Annotated in this window: 18 protein-coding genes; 14 read left to right on the top strand and 4 right to left on the bottom strand. The window is 39.3% G+C overall.

Annotated features, from left to right (window positions below):
• Positions 1-587 (bottom strand): type 1 glutamine amidotransferase (locus DYY65_RS03015; protein ID WP_162476512.1); only part of this gene is annotated, 587 nt, incomplete at its 3' end.
• Between the two features lie 55 nt (positions 588-642).
• Between DYY65_RS03015 and DYY65_RS03010 the strand changes: the two genes are divergently transcribed.
• Positions 643-876: a hypothetical protein gene (locus tag DYY65_RS03010; protein ID WP_162476511.1), complete on the top strand. Its 234-nt coding sequence runs from the start codon at positions 643-645 to the stop codon at positions 874-876.
• Between the two features lie 187 nt (positions 877-1,063).
• Here DYY65_RS03010 and DYY65_RS03005 read toward each other — a convergent pair whose 3' ends face one another.
• Positions 1,064-1,252 carry a hypothetical protein gene (locus DYY65_RS03005; protein WP_162476510.1) on the bottom strand — a complete coding sequence of 63 codons (189 nt, stop codon included), beginning with the start codon at positions 1,250-1,252 and terminating at the stop codon, positions 1,064-1,066.
• 347 nt (positions 1,253-1,599) lie between these two features.
• Here DYY65_RS03005 and DYY65_RS03000 point away from each other — a divergent pair, with 347 nt between their 5' ends.
• From DYY65_RS03000 to DYY65_RS02990, 3 genes are all read left to right on the top strand, one after another.
• Positions 1,600-3,945, top strand: coding sequence for a sodium:solute symporter family transporter (locus DYY65_RS03000; RefSeq protein WP_162476509.1), 2,346 nt, complete (start codon positions 1,600-1,602; stop codon positions 3,943-3,945).
• Positions 3,946-4,135: 190 nt separating this feature from the next.
• Entirely contained in the window at positions 4,136-4,495 is a 360-nt protein-coding gene (locus DYY65_RS02995) for a hypothetical protein (RefSeq protein ID WP_236561628.1), read from the top strand.
• Complete coding sequence (locus DYY65_RS02990; protein WP_162476507.1) at positions 4,492-4,857, top strand: P-II family nitrogen regulator; 366 nt, start codon at positions 4,492-4,494, stop codon at positions 4,855-4,857. Before DYY65_RS02995 ends, DYY65_RS02990 begins: the two co-directional genes overlap by 4 nt.
• Before the next feature lie 591 nt (positions 4,858-5,448).
• Here the strand turns inward: DYY65_RS02990 and DYY65_RS12370 are convergent.
• Complete coding sequence (locus DYY65_RS12370; RefSeq protein WP_236561627.1) at positions 5,449-5,799, bottom strand: hypothetical protein; 351 nt, start codon at positions 5,797-5,799, stop codon at positions 5,449-5,451.
• Between the two features lie 476 nt (positions 5,800-6,275).
• On the opposite strand from DYY65_RS12370, the gene DYY65_RS02980 reads away from it, so the two are divergent.
• Complete coding sequence (locus DYY65_RS02980; RefSeq protein ID WP_162476505.1) at positions 6,276-7,145, top strand: ParB/RepB/Spo0J family partition protein; 870 nt, start codon at positions 6,276-6,278, stop codon at positions 7,143-7,145.
• A gap of 11 nt (positions 7,146-7,156) precedes the next feature.
• On the opposite strand, the gene DYY65_RS02975 is transcribed toward DYY65_RS02980, so the two are convergent.
• Positions 7,157-7,702: an Lrp/AsnC family transcriptional regulator gene (locus DYY65_RS02975; RefSeq protein ID WP_162476504.1), complete on the bottom strand. Its 546-nt coding sequence runs from the start codon at positions 7,700-7,702 to the stop codon at positions 7,157-7,159.
• Between the two features lie 705 nt (positions 7,703-8,407).
• Between DYY65_RS02975 and DYY65_RS02970 the strand changes: the two genes are divergently transcribed.
• From DYY65_RS02970 to DYY65_RS02930, 9 genes are all read left to right on the top strand, one after another.
• Positions 8,408-9,568, top strand: a complete 1,161-nt coding sequence (locus DYY65_RS02970) for an urea transporter (RefSeq protein WP_162476503.1) — start codon at positions 8,408-8,410, stop codon at positions 9,566-9,568.
• 93 nt (positions 9,569-9,661) lie between these two features.
• Complete coding sequence (locus DYY65_RS02965) at positions 9,662-10,249, top strand: hypothetical protein (protein WP_162476502.1); 588 nt, start codon at positions 9,662-9,664, stop codon at positions 10,247-10,249.
• Between the two features lie 106 nt (positions 10,250-10,355).
• Complete coding sequence (locus tag DYY65_RS02960) at positions 10,356-10,658, top strand: urease subunit gamma (RefSeq protein WP_162476501.1); 303 nt, start codon at positions 10,356-10,358, stop codon at positions 10,656-10,658.
• A 113-nt stretch (positions 10,659-10,771) separates the two neighbouring features.
• Complete coding sequence (locus DYY65_RS02955; RefSeq protein ID WP_162476500.1) at positions 10,772-11,140, top strand: urease subunit beta; 369 nt, start codon at positions 10,772-10,774, stop codon at positions 11,138-11,140.
• 14 nt (positions 11,141-11,154) lie between these two features.
• A complete protein-coding gene (gene ureC, locus DYY65_RS02950; RefSeq protein ID WP_162476499.1) occupies positions 11,155-12,882 on the top strand; it encodes an urease subunit alpha in 1,728 nt (575 codons plus the stop codon).
• Positions 12,883-12,991: 109 nt separating this feature from the next.
• Positions 12,992-14,548: a TCP-1/cpn60 chaperonin family protein gene (locus DYY65_RS02945; RefSeq protein WP_162476498.1), complete on the top strand. Its 1,557-nt coding sequence runs from the start codon at positions 12,992-12,994 to the stop codon at positions 14,546-14,548.
• Positions 14,549-14,555: 7 nt separating this feature from the next.
• On the top strand, positions 14,556-14,927 hold the full coding sequence (locus DYY65_RS02940) for a hypothetical protein (RefSeq protein ID WP_162476497.1): 372 nt from the start codon (positions 14,556-14,558) through the stop codon (positions 14,925-14,927).
• A 2-nt stretch (positions 14,928-14,929) separates the two neighbouring features.
• Positions 14,930-15,445, top strand: a complete 516-nt coding sequence (locus DYY65_RS02935; RefSeq protein WP_162476496.1) for an urease accessory protein UreE — start codon at positions 14,930-14,932, stop codon at positions 15,443-15,445.
• Positions 15,435-15,742: urease accessory protein UreF (locus DYY65_RS02930; protein WP_305080006.1), on the top strand; the 308-nt coding region annotated here is incomplete at its 3' end. The genes DYY65_RS02935 and DYY65_RS02930, both read left to right, overlap by 11 nt.

Here is a 15,742-nt window from a genome sequence, read left to right as displayed (position 1 = left end):
CGAAACGCCTGGGGGTACAAGTCTGAAGATGAGAGGATAAGTGTGTTAGATGGAAGATCGTAGGTGTCCCCGTGCCATTGAAAGACTCTGATACTATTGGTTTTAGAGCCCATAAACAGATCCTTGTATCCTGCTTGATTGAGCATTACGTTGGACCACCCGATTTCTTTTTTCTGGCCCTTGTAAACATTTCCTCCTATAGCCTGAGCAATTAATTGGGATCCCAGGCAAATTCCCATTATAGGAGTTTCCATTTTTAGGGCCTGTCTTATTAGCTCTTGTTCCCTTTCAAGATACTCAAGCTTATCGTATACTGCCATTGGTCCTCCAAGAATAATTATGGCTGCATACTGTTCTGGATTAGTTGGCATGCGTTCTTTTTGAGCTTCGATATTTTCAACCTGATAACCATCTGAATGAATTAATTCACCCAATGTACCGAGATTTTCAATGCCAATATTTTGAACTGAAAGTATTTTGTTCTTCATAAGTTGTATTTGTGGTATTTTGACTGAATAACTAGTATATAGACTTACATGTACTAGAACCTTCAAAAGGTATTCAATGCCCAAAATCGTAGATATCAATTACGGTATAATCAAATGGAAAATATTTATATGGAAATCACTATATCGACTTATCATGAATAAACAAACGATGTTCGCGTTAACAGTGGTAATATTGCTGATCGGAATTGCTTCAGTATGGATCTGTACTCTGGCAGCAAATGGACAGAGCAATTCGACTGGCGGCGCTGGATCCAATTTGACAAAAAGCAATATGACCAATGCCACTAGTAGTGCAGCAAAGAATATGACTGTAGCTGGCGGGATAAAATCTCAAGGCCACCTTGGCGGTGGTAAGCCGGCAGGATAACCATCGCCTACGGCTGGATTGTGGAAATGGAATGTACGCTACGAGAGCCCTTTCCTAAGATGTAACGCTTACACGCAAGGGTTATAATTTCACATACTGACATTAGTTGCAGTTCTCTAGTTGATATTATTTCTGTTATGGGATTTATTGAATGGTTTATAGAAACATTTCAGATAATGTAGTCGTTTCATTTCATTTCATTTGTAACAGCATGTTCCCTTTTGTCATCGTATTCCATTGTAAACATTTGATATCTTAACTTTCCATCATCTATACGAGATAGGTCTTCAACTGCGAGCAACTCATTCTTGACCATCTTGTTATATGTTTCTATCTCCCCTTGCATCTGTGGTGAATACTTTGAGTTAATATACATGAAAATACTTCCTGTAGGCTAGTGTTCCATCTGTCCTTAAGCCCTCTTTTATTACATTTCTAACATTAAGATTATTAGGAGGATATCTTTAGTTTGAAAAGTGTTACTAAGATTAAGTGCTGACCCCTTGATATCTTTATTCTAAACACTCTATGCAGTATTAGCTCATCAATATAATCGACCATCATTAATTGGACTATCATATCAAAGAACAAATTAGAGTATTATCTTCCCTTTATGATTCAAAGATCACTTATTGACCTTTACGAATAATCAAGAAGCGCGTGATTGGCATAGACAATAAGTCATACTTTAACCTTATATAGATGGATCGACGCCAAATCTCATTGGAACCTTTTCTTTCTCAGAGCATTGGGTACGCAATAGTGCTCGGAATGGGATTGGTTATGGCCGTAGCTGTAACAATTTTGGTTAAGATCGAAACGAAGTGGCTTGGAACCAAGAAGACGTCTGAATGGTTTTATACTGCTGGCAGAACTGTGAAGACAGGTCTTGTCGCCTCATCAGTGGTGTCTGCATGGACATGGGCAGCCACGCTGCTTCAGTCTTCTTCCGTAGCATATCAATTTGGGATAAGTGGACCATTTTGGTATGCTGCTGGTGCTAGCATTCAGATAGTCCTTTTTGCAATATTGGCAGTAGAGCTAAAACGAAAGGCCCCTTCTTCCCATACATTTCCAGAGATTATTCGTGCCCGCTTTGGCAATAGGGAGCATAAGGTCTTTCTGTTTTTCGGATTAATGACAAACACTATTGTCACAGCAATGTTAGTTTTAGGGGGGGCAGCAGTAGTAAATTCTTTAACAGGTATTAATATTTACATTGCAGTCTTCCTAATCCCGCTAGGAGTAATATTTTATACATTTTTTGGGGGTCTAAAGGCAACTTTTTTTGCTGACTATCTAAATGCTTCATTCATATTTGTCGTTGTTATTGTATTCGTTATCACGATTTATTTCGTAAATCACTCCATCGGCGGTATTTCTGGAATGTATCACAAGCTTTCAACTGCGGCTGCATTGAAACCAGTTGAAGGAAATTCTTCTGGAGCTTACCTTACAATGGCATCTTTTGGTGCCTTAATTTTCGGAATCATAAATATCGTAGGGAATTTTGGAACAGTATTCGTGAATCAATCTTATTGGCAAAGGGCAATAGCCGCTAGACCTCGTTCTGCAGTTAAGGGTTTTCTTACCGGAGGACTTGCCTGGTTCGCAATCCCATTCACGTTGGCTACAACACTAGGATTGTCAGCTGTCGCTACTGGTGTGTCTCTTACACCCGAACAAATAAGCAGTGGATTGGTTGCTCCGACAGCTGCTTCACATGTTTTGGGAGATTTAGGAGCCGTATTGCTACTTACAATTCTGTTCACCGCCGTTACCTCCGCAGGCTCGGCCGAGCTTGTAGCTGTTTCATCTTTGGTTACTTATGATATATATCGTACATATGTCAAGCCCGCGGCAACAGGTCGCGAATTAATTAAAATATCGCGAATATCGATCCTCGGTTTCGGTGTGGGTATGGGGATTTTAGCTTCAATTCTGTTTAATATGGGTGCAAGTCTAGAATACCTTTACCTTGCTATGGGTATTCTAATAGGTTCAGCAGTTATTCCTCTTTCACTTTCTGTAGTATGGAAGAAAACAAATAGAAATGCAGCCACATCGGCAGCTATAGCCGGATTGGTCTCCGGGATTCTAGCATGGGTATTCACTTCCAATTTCTTATATGGACACATATCGATAGTCTCAACAGGTCAAATATTACCACTGTTGATTGGCAATATACTTTCTATATCTACTAGTGCAGCTATCACATTGATTGGCAGTTTAGTAAAGCCTGATGACTTTAACTTCAATACCATGAAACAGAAGATACTAGTTGCCGACGACAAAATCCGGTCAATTATACAACATGATAGTGATGAAAAATTATTGAAAAGTACTTCAAGACTGAGCTATAGATATGGAATTGCACTTGCATTAACATTGGTGATAGTCTGGCCCCTTCCGTTTTACTTTTCAGGATATGTGTTTTCCCTAGGTATGTATCAAGCGTGGATATTTATAGCTGTCAGCTGGGCCATTGGAGCAGCTACTTGGATAGTATTACTACCTCTTATTGAAGCAAGACATGGAATCTTTGAGGCTGTAAAAAAAATAAGTGCTATTGTAAGTTTAGCTTCAAGGACAGATCTCAGCTCGCGTAAAACTGAGATGAATTTAGTCTCCAATTTCAACTATCTTCAAGGGGATATTAAGAGAATATTAGTAGCAGTAGATGGATCAGTAGCATCACTGCGTGCAATAAATTATGCAGGCTCTTTGTTCGAGGATTCAGCGAGAGCTAGAATCTATATTCTAAATGTAATTGAATGGACCAATGAAGACGAAGAATCAATAGATAGTCTATTAGTTAGTAAAATGGAGGAGGAGGGAAGAAAAATGCTCAAGAGTATAATCATACCTGAAAAGAAGAATGAATACGAACGAATTGTAAGACATGGAGATCCGGCTTCAAAGATTGCAGAACTGGCCCAAAAGCTCGATGTAGAGATGATTTTGATGGGCAGTAAAGGCCTAGGAAACGCCGAAGCAGGAATAGGCCATGTGAGCGCCAAAGTTTTGAGATCAACAACCAAACCAGTGGTTTTACTGAATAATAAATAATACTATGAGCGGTCACATGGGATAACTTATAACTAATACACCTTGGTAGGCTGATGATTAAAATCAGTGCGGTTTCTTCATATGTCGGAATATAAATCAACAAATCGTTCGAAATATTGTTTCGATCTAGAACCTTAGAGAATATGTTTTAAAAGTTCTAAAGACTGTATCGGCCTTGGTAACGCTCTCAATGGTAGGACATGAAATGAAAGAAATTGCTCGTCGTCTGATTATTGAACAAGGCCGTATAGTAATAATTAATCTCTGGGAGGGATGCATGAACGAATGGACTTTAAATCTAACAATGGAAAATTTTAGAGCATTTCCAATTGAAGCTGACGTAGGCAAAAAGACATCCACCTGCATCTACCGTATATTAAACATGCTTACGAAGGTTTTTCATTCCTATTCTATATTTGGTCATTTCACAAAGAATCAAAAACTTAAAAGAAGAATACGCAGGGCTGACAATGGAGTATTAAATTCACAAAAGAAGGATCAACAGTGCTTAAAATGTTTATTTAATTCTAGTGGTACAATTGCAGCATGAAGCAGATAGACATTGTGTTTCCACACGAACGGCTAAATGATGTAAACGATATTCTTCACAAACATAAAGTAGGTGGTCTTATGTTTTATGATATTAAGGGCAGGGGTAAGGCAAAACACGAACGAGTGGAAGCTAGAACAGTTGAAGGATATACCACAGGACGTACATACGTCCCAGAATTCGGAAGTAGAACCATACTTGTTGTAATGGTTTCTGACACATTGGTGAAACCGATAGTACAAGACGTTCTAACAACTCTAAGTACAGGTTCTGCTGGCGATGGCAAGATCTTTGTGAAGGATCTCGGTGAAGCTTATGACATCGGCACAAAACAGAGTGGAGAAGTTGCACTCGGACCATAGCTGGCACAAAACAGAGTGGAGAAGTTGCACTTTAATAGCTCTTTCTCAGAAACGGCATTTCTGAGGTGGCAACGGTATTAATTGTGTTCAAATCGATTATTGATTTGCTATCCACAGCTAGATAGAAGTTTTTTGAAACTAATCGAATAACCAAAAATAAAACGGTGATGATGCGGTTCCACAAAGTTAAGGATTAGCACATATCATGAGTCTTGTGTCAATTGATATGTCCATATACGACTATATCTAATCGCTAAGAGGGTATCACTCAGAGATACGAGACAGCCTTTAACACTTGACCAGGGTTCTCGATTAATTCATTTTGGTTATGTACATTAAATCATAAATTTCTATTTAGGTTAGAAGTGATATGCATTACTTATTATTCAGTCATACGGAGAGAGGTAGTTTTTGAGTGTCTGTTCGCGATTCCGAGAGAATTAATAACTAGCGGAATTAGGTCACATTGGGTTAACCAAAAGATCGAATAAGGCACGAGGATCGAGACAAATGACTCCATTTTTACTGGCTTTGATTTTGTAGAAATATACATTATTCTGTGGGTACCTTAGGGATTACGTTTAGATGCAATTATCTACAAACTTTTCTACACTTCTCCAAACCTCTCGATGTTAACCTTATTGCGTCAGCACTAAGCGCCTCTATTAGTCCACTCTGAACGAGTTCCACAATAATCTCGTTTGCGGCTTGGAATCCAAGGGATGGTCTTTCGTAAGCTGAACCGCTAACCGATTTAAAATAAATATCCACCCCATTCGCAGTTTCATTCAAATTTCCGAAAGTTGTTTTATATAATCCACAAAGAAAATTCAATGAATACCTTTGCAGCTCTTCTCTAGTGAATACTCCTTGCATGAGTCTTGTACAGTTCTGTTGTTGATAAACTAATATTAAGAATCCCCGGAATATGTAAGGATTCATCTCTAAAAGCATTAGGAATTCTACGTATAGACACTCATTTGAAGTGGGGGGCAGATCGAAATAGGAAAAATGTCCAAACCTATGCCTTGAATCATACAATCCCGCTCGTAAAATCTGCGCTATTATCTGAGACTAATTAACAAAAAAAGGCATAAGTTCAGAGGTTAAAGCAGCAACTTTGATTTCTTCTTCTTAAGTCCTTGGAGTTTAGGAAGATTTTGTCTAAAAGAATTAACTGGATTGAAATCCCTAAATGCTATTCTGATTAACGCGTTGACGGCTTTTATTAAGATCGCTTATACGAGAGATAAATTTCAAAATTTCGGCCTGGAATATTATATTATGGCATATTTTTACTGAATAATTCGACCATTTGTTCCATTTCACAACTAGAATCAAGCAATATTATGATAATATAAAAAAATAATATATTTACATCAGAAACGAATAAGTATAAAGAGTGATATTTCGTTACAATGCAATTCTTCGATACTAGTATAATAGAGCATATAGAACTAAAAATGATACGTCCATCCCAATTCCCTTTAAGGGATAAGTCTCAAAAAATTACTAACGAAGACAATATGCTACTTTGCAATAGTATTAAACAACATGGCTTACTTCAACCGATTTTAATTCGGCCACTTACTCATGGTTTTGAAATTGTTGCAGGTCATAGGAGATTTCATGCATGCAGATCGCTTAGGTGGCGCTTCATATCATGTAAGATACGCGAAATGTCCGATAAACAAGCTTACGAGATACAATTAACTGAAAATATACAACGTAAGTCCATGGATCCGATTGAGGAAGCAGAAGCTTTTAGAAGATATGTTATGGACTTTGGATGGGGCGGAGTAACAGAACTAGCAAACAAGATAGGAAAGAGCCAGGAATACGTATCACATCGCATTCAATTGCTAAAGCTGCCTCAAGAAATCAAAAGCAGGATTATTGCAAGTAAACTGAATGTAAGTCAAGCCTTAGAATTAACAAGTATACCAACAGAAAAACAATCTCAAATAATAGAGCACGTTGTAAATAATGACCTTACAGTCAAACAGATAAGGGAGGTCAAATCACTTCTTAATGAAGACCTGTTTGAAAATACTAAGGATCTACGCAAATCATATCAGGCAATTCGAATCGGCAAAAAGACCTGTTTGGCTCTTCGAGTTACACTTGCTAGAATAGATAACCTGATAGACGATGTTCAAACTACAATTGAACCTGGACAAAGAGCCGAAATTATCAACTTTCTAATGGGAATCAGATTAAAGATCCACACCGTAATCGACGAAGCTATACGTTTCAAAAATGCAACCGTGAAATCTATCAATACGTAGAGCCTATTCTTTTATCTTCCTAAAAAAGGAGGGGTCCATTCGCTTAGAAATTTTCTATATTCATTGTTAGTATGTGTAAGAACGCCAAAAGCTGGATCCTTCATCGGCATAAAGTCATACACCTCATAAGTTTGAATAATATCCCCGAACAAATTTCTAAAAATATCACTCTCCTCGTCTGCCATTTCTTCAGTTAGGAAGCACTGAACACAAATCCAGTCGTAACCACCCCTAGTTCGACCGGAGAATAATACAAAAGGAGCATCAACCAAATATTTTTTCAAACCTTCGAGTCTGCTTGGAAGATGCTGTGAGATTTTGAATGTCACAAGCGCAACTCTTATCGTTCGACGCTTTATCTTCTTGGTATCGACAGAAATAGTGTAACCAGTTATTACATGATCTTCTTCAAGTTTGGTTATTCTGGTTTCGATTTCCCCCTCAGTTAAATCATATCCATGGTCTCTAAGAAAATCCCAGATTTCTTTAATGTCTTGCCTGGAATTCTTGCTTAAAGTAGACAATATGAGTTCATCAGCATTATCAAGCATCTTCATTTGGGTGTCATGCTATTCCAATATATTAGATTATTTGTCACTATTGGTATTCATATGGTAGAATGATGTGTACCACCTGGAATCTGTTTAATTCGGTCATTCATGGGACCCTCCAAAGACATGGTCCAGTACTTAGCAGAGGCTGCTTAGGTCCTTCGGAGCAGATATAACACCCAATTTTGCTGAGATGAATCGGCTATGTTGTTGAGATTGTCTTGTATTAAAAATTTGGCCTAATTACTCGGAACCAAAAACTTCTGGAAGGTTTTATACTGTTGAATGGTGTAAGGATTATAGCATCCTTGGCCGTATCTATGTGGATCTGGGCCTCAACACTCAGGTTTCATTTAATTCCTTATCAATTTGGTATTTACGTAGCTTTCCTTTCTCTCAGATGGGTGCAAGCCTAGAATAGGTTTACATTACTAGGGAACTCAGATCTGTCCAGTACCCATATCGATATAGGTATTACGGAACAAAAAATAACACTGTAAGTTCATTGGCTGTGTTGATTAACTTAACTTTAAACCTACTTCTTATTCCTAGTTGTTGCACTTACACAACAGTTAAGGACAGACTGACATTTCATTATTATTCGCCTGACAAGAATTCAGCCGACGTCGACTAGTTTATGCGCTTTTGCATCAATATAATCCATTTACGTGGATAAATCGTTTTATTTCACTTCCATAAAAATGTCAATGAATGCTTGGCCTAGATATACTTGTAGGAGCCGCGAATTATTCAACTGGAAATCCGGCATTGGACTTTTTCTATACTCTGTTCAATGGCATATCTGAAGTCCCACTATTCAGCTCTCCGATCAACGGAATTTTGATACTCGCAGGAGTGTTTCTTGCATCACGAACAGCTGGTGCAATGATGGCATTGTCAGGGTTGATAGGGGCTGGTATGGCTATCCTTTTTGGAGCCCCTTATGGACTCGTTACATTTGGATTGTTTGGTTACAACTCAATTTTAACTGGGATGGCATTCTGGTCTGGTCCTTTCGTGCTTGCTAATAGATCTACGTTCTTCCTATCAATTTTCGGTGCTGCTATCACGGCAGTAACTTGGATGGCGATGTCTCATGTGATGGGTAATATGTTTGTGGAAAGCCCAACCGGGGGTGGATGGTCTATTCCCGGCTTTACCTCGTCCTTTATCTTTACGACTTGGGCCATGATGTTTGCTACCAAGAGATATGGACATGCAATTTGGCCATCTGCTCCACCGCCAGGACCACAGGAGCAGTTGATCTCAGGAAGCAGCAACCCGGTCCAAGTTGCAGTTCAGGAATTTAAATGGACTGCCAAGGAGTTTATTATTGCTACATTAAAAGGCGTTTCGCAGGTCACTTTTGTTGAGAACTGGAAGACCGGCATTTTTTGGGTGGTTGGGCTGACTCTTTCATTTGAATTAGCTCCGGTTATTATGGGGGCTCAACCACAAATGAGACCATGGTATACTAATGCTTATACAGCTGGTTGGAATGCCTTGTCTCCTTTATATCTGGGTGGAGTTATGGCACTAATAGGTTCTGGAATTGGGGCGGCCTTGGCAATTCTCAATAAACTACCAACGACAGAGGTAAGAATTGGATTGCATGGCTTTAATCAAGTACTTGTGATGATAGCTCTGACTAGCTTCTTGCCGCTGACTTGGCAAACGTTCCTGATGGCTGTACTTGCAACTGTCGCCTGTTCTGTTATAGTGATGCCAGCTCTTCAAAGGTTTTTCGGAATGTGGGGACTACCAGCTCTCACCGGGCCTTTTGTGTTCACCGCATTTACATTCATGCTCGCAATCTCTAGCTTCTCACATATCCCAGCCGGGATTGGATGGTCACGTCCCCCAGGAGGATAGATTATTGTTAATCATCCTCCACAATCTGTTTCCTCTTTTAAATGCTTTAACCACACATAGCTTTACATAGTGATTGGCAAAAATTCTTGATAAATGACACCAAGAGACTTCGAACAGTTTCTAAAGTTTTCACAAAATGAAATATCGAACAAGTCTAACCATGAAAAAGTTCGAACATTTATTGAATGGTGTAAAACAAATAACATGGAAGAGATCATCATTAGGCTTAGTTCAGAAGATAAAGGCGGTTGGGGCAAGAACAGCTTTCTTGACTTCACAACTACCCGCATGATAGTGAGTAAGAAGAATTTTTTTAGAAAATTTGCAGATTTAGGATATATAGCAGGAATTGCGCCATATCCCTATAAACTTACAACAAAAAATTGGAACAATCCTAGCCCCGCAGGTATCAGGAAGCAAGCTATTATCACTCCGGAGGATCTAACTCGTAATTCTGAAAATTTTTACATTTGGTACTCCCAGATTGAAGACTTTGCATTAAGAAAGGGGGCAGAGACAACCGTTCGCAATATGCTTGGTACCATGATAAAGGCAAATTTTCTCACAGTCAAGACATCGAGCAAAATATACAATTTCGTTATCCCTGTGAGCAAAAATGGAAATTTTGATGAAATCCGTTTTTGGCTAAGCGTTGTCCTTCCATTTAACATTCCTGCCTAATTGTGAAGTTTAGTCGACGTCGGCTTGTTCTATGAGGAAGACTTTTAATATATTTTAATATCTTTAAATAATTCAGCTTTCACTATAGCTTGAGGTAAAATAGAATTTGATGTTGGCACCAAGGGAAATTGATAAAATGATGATTTGGACAGCAGCAAAGATTGCCGAAGATAGAAAAAAGAGGGGAGTAAAATTGAACTATCCTGAATCAATTGCTTATATCGCAAGTTATATTGTAGAGGGGGCACGAGAGGGTAAGACTGTAGCAGAACTCATGAAATCTGCAAGAGAGATATTAAAAAAGTCAGACGTGATGCCAGGCGTGCAAGATATGATACACACCGTGCAAACGGAGGCAACTTTTCCAGATGGCACAAAACTAGTGACTGTGCATGACCCAGTCCAATAGGTGATTGAAACCATGATCAAACAATCAAAAATTAAACCAAAAAGTAAAGCTACAATAAAAAGTAAAGCTCTATCCCAAAAAAAAAATTACACACAAAAGAGGTTAGAAGTAAATTGATACCTGGTGAATATGTACTTTCTTCGGAACCGGTTGTTTGCAACGAAAATCGGAAGACTGTAAAGATCACCGTCAAAAATACTGGTGATAGACCGTGTCAAATAGGCTCACATACTCACTTCTTCGAAGTGAACAAGGCTCTAGACTTTCCCAGGCAAAAAGCTTATGGTTACAGGCTTAACATACCAGCCGGAACCTCAATAAGATTTGAACCAGGAGATTCTAAAGAGGTAGAACTTTGCGAATTGGGTGGTCACAGGATAGTACATGGATTTAACGCTCTAACAATGGGAGGGTTGAGATCCTCAATAGTTAGGAATGCAGCGCTTGAAAAAGCGAAGAGAGAGGGATACAAGGGAGCATAAGAGGGGAGAATAGAATGGTTCTTAAATTAACTCGAAAGCAATATTCAGATCTCTTTGGCGCAACAACTGGTGACAAAGTAAGAGCAGGAGACACTGATCTCCTCTTGGAAGTTGAAAAAGATTTGATAACTCCAGGAGATGAATGTGTTTTTGGAGGAGGTAAGACGCTGAGAGATGGATTGGCACAAACACCAGGTGTTACCAATGAGAATGGTGCGCTTGATTTCTTAATCACAAACGCTGTCATCGTCGATCCAGTACTAGGGATAGTCAAAGCTGATATTGGAATTAAGGATGGCAAGATCGCTGGAATTGGGAAATCAGGTAATCCCAATACTATGGATAAAGTCAATCGCAATATGGTCTTTTCAGCTTGTACAGAAGCTACCGCAGGTGAGCACACTATTTGCACCCCTGGACACTTTGATACACACATACACATGATATCGCCACAGCAGGCTGTAGACGCCATAAGTGGCGGTATTTGCAATATGATAGGAGGGGGAACTGGTCCGGCAGATGGTACTAATGCAACGACATGTACGCCTGGAGTATTTAATATGAGTAGAATGCTAGAAAGTGTAGAAGATATACCCATGAACTTCGGATTCTTGGGTAAGGGCAACGATTCTCATCCGTCCTTGGCAACTCAACTGGAGCAGATAAATGCAGGTGCATGTGGTCTCAAAGATCACGAAGACTGGGGTACTACCGCAGCAGTTTTAGACGCATCTCTGAAAGCAGCAGATGCCACGGATACTCAAGTGGCAATTCATACAGATTCAATTAATGAATGTGCTTATGTGGAGGACACAATCAATGCAATCGATGGTAGGACGGTCCACAGCTATCACACTGAAGGTGCAGGTGGCGGTCATGCACCAGATATTATGAAAATTGCCGGTGAACAATTCGCTCTGCCGTCTTCAACCAATCCTACTAGACCATATACTACGAATACGATAGATGAGCACCTAGACATGCTAATGTTCTGTCACCATCTAAACCCTGCAGTAGCAGAGGATGTCCATTTTGCAGAGTCCAGAATAAGAGCTGAAACCATAGCAGCAGAAGATGTTTTGCATGACGAAGGTGTACTGAGTATGTATTCATCTGATAGTCAAGCCATGGGTAGAATTGGTGAGGTAGTAATTCGTGCTTGGCAGACAGCGGACAAAATGAAGAAGATGAAGGGTAGATTGAAGGAAGAGACGGGAGATAATGACAACTTTAGAGCTAGAAGGTATATCGCAAAAACGACAATTAATCCTGCAATAACTCATGGAGTGTCTGATTATCTGGGCTCACTAGAAGTTGGTAAATATGCAGACATTGTGATGTATCCAACAGCCTTCTTCCCTGCAAAACCAAAGATGGTGTTCAAGGGGGGATTTATAGCATGGTCAATAATGGGAGATCCGAACGCATCACTTCCGACTCCTGAACCAGTCTTCTATAGACCCATGTTCGGAGCTTTAGGAAAAGCGGTAAAGAATACATGCTTCACATTTACTTCCAAAGCAGCCGTGCGATTAGGAGTACCACAAAAGTTAGGTCTAGAGAAAGTTGTCTTGGCGGTAGAGAATTGTAGGAATATTGGCAAAGCGGATATGATGTGGAATGATAGTACTCCAGAGATAAAAATAGATCCAGAAACATATGAAGTTACATTGGATGGAAAAATTGCAACTGTTGACCCTGCAAAAGAACTCACTTTAGCACAGAGGTACTTTATGGCTTAGACGATGATAGGGTAAGGAAAAGAAATATCTATCCTAACACACACCTTTATTTTTCAAACTTTCATATACCTTTATTTTTGTCAATAAACTTTTATTGAGTGGTGATTTAATGTCAAATCCAAATTATGGCGTATGGAGACCCATGGCAGAGAATGTGGAATTCAACGCCTTGGAATCAAATTCCAATGCTGTGATGGCAGTTGCCGACACTGTTAGAACAACTTTGGGACCCAAGGGGTTGGATAAGCTTCTCATAGATCAAGCCATGAATAGGCACATATCAAATGATGGCGTTACGATTTTGCTTTCATTGAGGGCAATACATCCGGTAGCAAGGATGATCGTTGAGATAGCAGAACGACAAGAACAACTAGTGGGTGATGGAACTACAACCGCTGTAGTTATGGCCGCGGAAATGATAAAGGAGGGCAAGCGACTTGTAAAAGAGCTTGGAGTCCATCCCACAAAAGTTGTCGAAGGAATAGAAAGTGGAGTCAAGGAAGCTTGCAAATTGCTTGAACATGAGGCAAAGAGAATATCTCTCAATGAAGTTGCGTTGGAGCAGGTCGTCAAAACATCTTTGTCATCAAAGCTAGATGGACAGAAACTATCATTGCTTGTAATTTCTGCACTGAGATCTGTAGGAAATAATGCAATACATAACGGAACTTATGATTTTGATAGATCAATAATGGTTCTTCGAAGGACCACCATGGAAGATAGAGTTGTCAACGGTATAGTTCTAGAAAGAAAGCGATTAGATCCTGAGATGCCTTTAGAGATGAAGGATGCAAAAGTCATGATTGTGAAATTGGATTTGAAGCCTGTTAAAGAGTCATGGGTGAAGGAAAGTAGCAGGTATGAAGAAATTCTGAATATGGAAAATGATAGGATTGCCAAGTCAAAGGAGATAGTTAATTCTTTGTTGGCAACGGGGGCAAAAGCAATTTTGATAGCATCTAGTGAGGTAGATCAAGTTATAGAAGATCTCCTCGTTGCGAATAAAGTGTTTGCTGTGCGTATATCTATAGAAGAGATCGAGTACTTGTCACGTTATACCGGTGCCAAGCCTGTAAGAATGATGGAAGATCTCAAAAATTCAGACCTTTTAGGCAGAGCAAATCGAATTTATGAAGATGAGGACAAAGGAGTAATTTACATAGATAATGGTTCTAACGGGGGCATATCTACTATGATCGTATCTGGAACGACTAAGGAAACGTCATTAGAGAGATGGAGGGGAGCAATTGATGGAGTTAATGCTGCGGAAGCAGCTTTAAATAAAGGGGTCGTTGCGGGTGGAGGGGCTGCTGAATTGCACGTTATAGAAAAGGTAAAAAACCTCAGGCTAAGAGGTATAGAACAAGTTGGTCTCGAAGTTGTCACTTCGGCTCTTGAAAGCATTATGCGCCAAATATTAACAAATGCCGGTTTCAATGGACTTGAAAAGGTTATGGAAGCAAAGACATCTCCTGATACATTTGGTATAAATATCAATTCTGGAGATCCAGTTGACATGTGGAAGCTAGGTGTCCTTGATCCTTTGTTGGTAAAAACTATGGCTCTTGAAGCTGCAGGAGAGATAGCCAAATCTGTTTTGCGAATTGATAGAAACCTTGCTGCAGAAGATCTTAGCCAACAGGCATTGTCAGAGACACGGAGATAATTTCAGAATGTTGATCCGACACTGCGTTGAAGAATCAAATATAGATGAAAATCTCGTTATAATTGATCCGACGAAGGTGAGACATGTTATAATTTCGTCCGGTAGAATAGAATCAATGTCGGGCTTGATTGATCCCGCGTCACACCTCAATCTCGATTATCCTGATCATAATATTACAACTTGTGTAATAGCTGAAAGGTTTGAAATTAATGCAAAAGTAAAATTAGGAGACAATGGACTTGTTTTCGCAAGGCTTGGTAGATCTTCTCTAAGGCATTATGGAAAGGTTGACTATACCCAAAGGCTGTTCGATATGATCGAAGCAGTAAAAAAGACAAAAGACTCAAGAAATGTCAATGAAAAGAAGAGGGCATTGTAAAATTGATTACAGTAAACTCAGTACTTGGAAATATTAGAGACGATCAAAGACTCAAAGAAAAATATGATGAAATGGATGCCAAGAAAACTTGTGAGACGATTGTAGTCAGTAGATTAGAGTCTGGAAGAGTCAGGATGAGAAAAACTTCTGATAAGGGGTCTGATATCGCTCTAATTCTTCCTACTGGCACAAGGCTTAGACATGGAGATGTCGTGGTTATGACTGAAGACAAAATGGTTGTTGTTGGAGTTCAACCGGAGGATGTTATTGGGATAGAGATCAAAAATAACATACACGCAGATGATATCATCGAAGTCCCTGTTAAGATAGGTCATACCATAGGTAATCTACATAGGCCAATAAAATTAGATGGAAACAAGATTTTCTTTCCGATTCAAGCGGATACTGAATTGGATATGTTCACAAAGCTCTTTAAACCAATGATGGAACATCTAGAAGTGTGGAAAACAAAGATGGTATTTGAACCAGAAGACGGAACAGAAATACATGAGCATTAATGATGTAGGTTTAGAGGATTTAGGCATGCTACAACTGTCTGATTCTTTTTTTCCAAGTGGGTTGTATACAACATCAAGTGGATTGGAGGCTTTATACTATAGTACTAGGAAGATAACTAAAACTGATGATTTATATGAACTGATCAAAGTATATCTGCAGCATCAAATAGGCCCTGCAGATTGTACCGCTCTTGGAAGTTCTTACGAGCAGGTGCAAAGAAAGGATCTAAAAAAACTTGTAGAAGTAGACAATTTGCTATTCTCGATGAAACTGATTGAAGAAGTAAGGAATGCGTC

It is taken from the genome of Nitrososphaera sp. AFS (assembly GCF_009898475.1).
Lineage (GTDB): Archaea > Thermoproteota > Nitrososphaeria > Nitrososphaerales > Nitrososphaeraceae > Nitrosopolaris.
The sequence above is the reverse complement of the archived record's forward strand: the minus strand, read 5'-3'. Positions and strand labels throughout refer to the sequence as shown.

What these genes read in the sequence shown, in the direction of transcription:
- DYY65_RS02945 (WP_162476498.1), top strand. Translation starts at nt 12,992, where the DNA reads ATGTCAAATCCAAATTATGGCGTATGGAGACCCATGGCAGAGAATGTG.
- DYY65_RS02970 (WP_162476503.1), top strand. Translation starts at nt 8,408, where the DNA reads ATGCTTGGCCTAGATATACTTGTAGGAGCCGCGAATTATTCAACTGGA.
- ureC (WP_162476499.1), top strand. Translation starts at nt 11,155, where the DNA reads ATGGTTCTTAAATTAACTCGAAAGCAATATTCAGATCTCTTTGGCGCA.
- DYY65_RS03010 (WP_162476511.1), top strand. Translation starts at nt 643, where the DNA reads ATGAATAAACAAACGATGTTCGCGTTAACAGTGGTAATATTGCTGATC.
- DYY65_RS02965 (WP_162476502.1), top strand. Translation starts at nt 9,662, where the DNA reads ATGACACCAAGAGACTTCGAACAGTTTCTAAAGTTTTCACAAAATGAA.
- DYY65_RS02940 (WP_162476497.1), top strand. Translation starts at nt 14,556, where the DNA reads ATGTTGATCCGACACTGCGTTGAAGAATCAAATATAGATGAAAATCTC.
- DYY65_RS02975 (WP_162476504.1), bottom strand. Translation starts at nt 7,702, where the DNA reads ATGAAGATGCTTGATAATGCTGATGAACTCATATTGTCTACTTTAAGC.
- DYY65_RS03005 (WP_162476510.1), bottom strand. Translation starts at nt 1,252, where the DNA reads ATGTATATTAACTCAAAGTATTCACCACAGATGCAAGGGGAGATAGAA.
- DYY65_RS12370 (WP_236561627.1), bottom strand. Translation starts at nt 5,799, where the DNA reads ATGAATCCTTACATATTCCGGGGATTCTTAATATTAGTTTATCAACAA.
- DYY65_RS02990 (WP_162476507.1), top strand. Translation starts at nt 4,492, where the DNA reads ATGAAGCAGATAGACATTGTGTTTCCACACGAACGGCTAAATGATGTA.
- DYY65_RS02980 (WP_162476505.1), top strand. Translation starts at nt 6,276, where the DNA reads ATGCAATTCTTCGATACTAGTATAATAGAGCATATAGAACTAAAAATG.
- DYY65_RS02995 (WP_236561628.1), top strand. Translation starts at nt 4,136, where the DNA reads ATGGTAGGACATGAAATGAAAGAAATTGCTCGTCGTCTGATTATTGAA.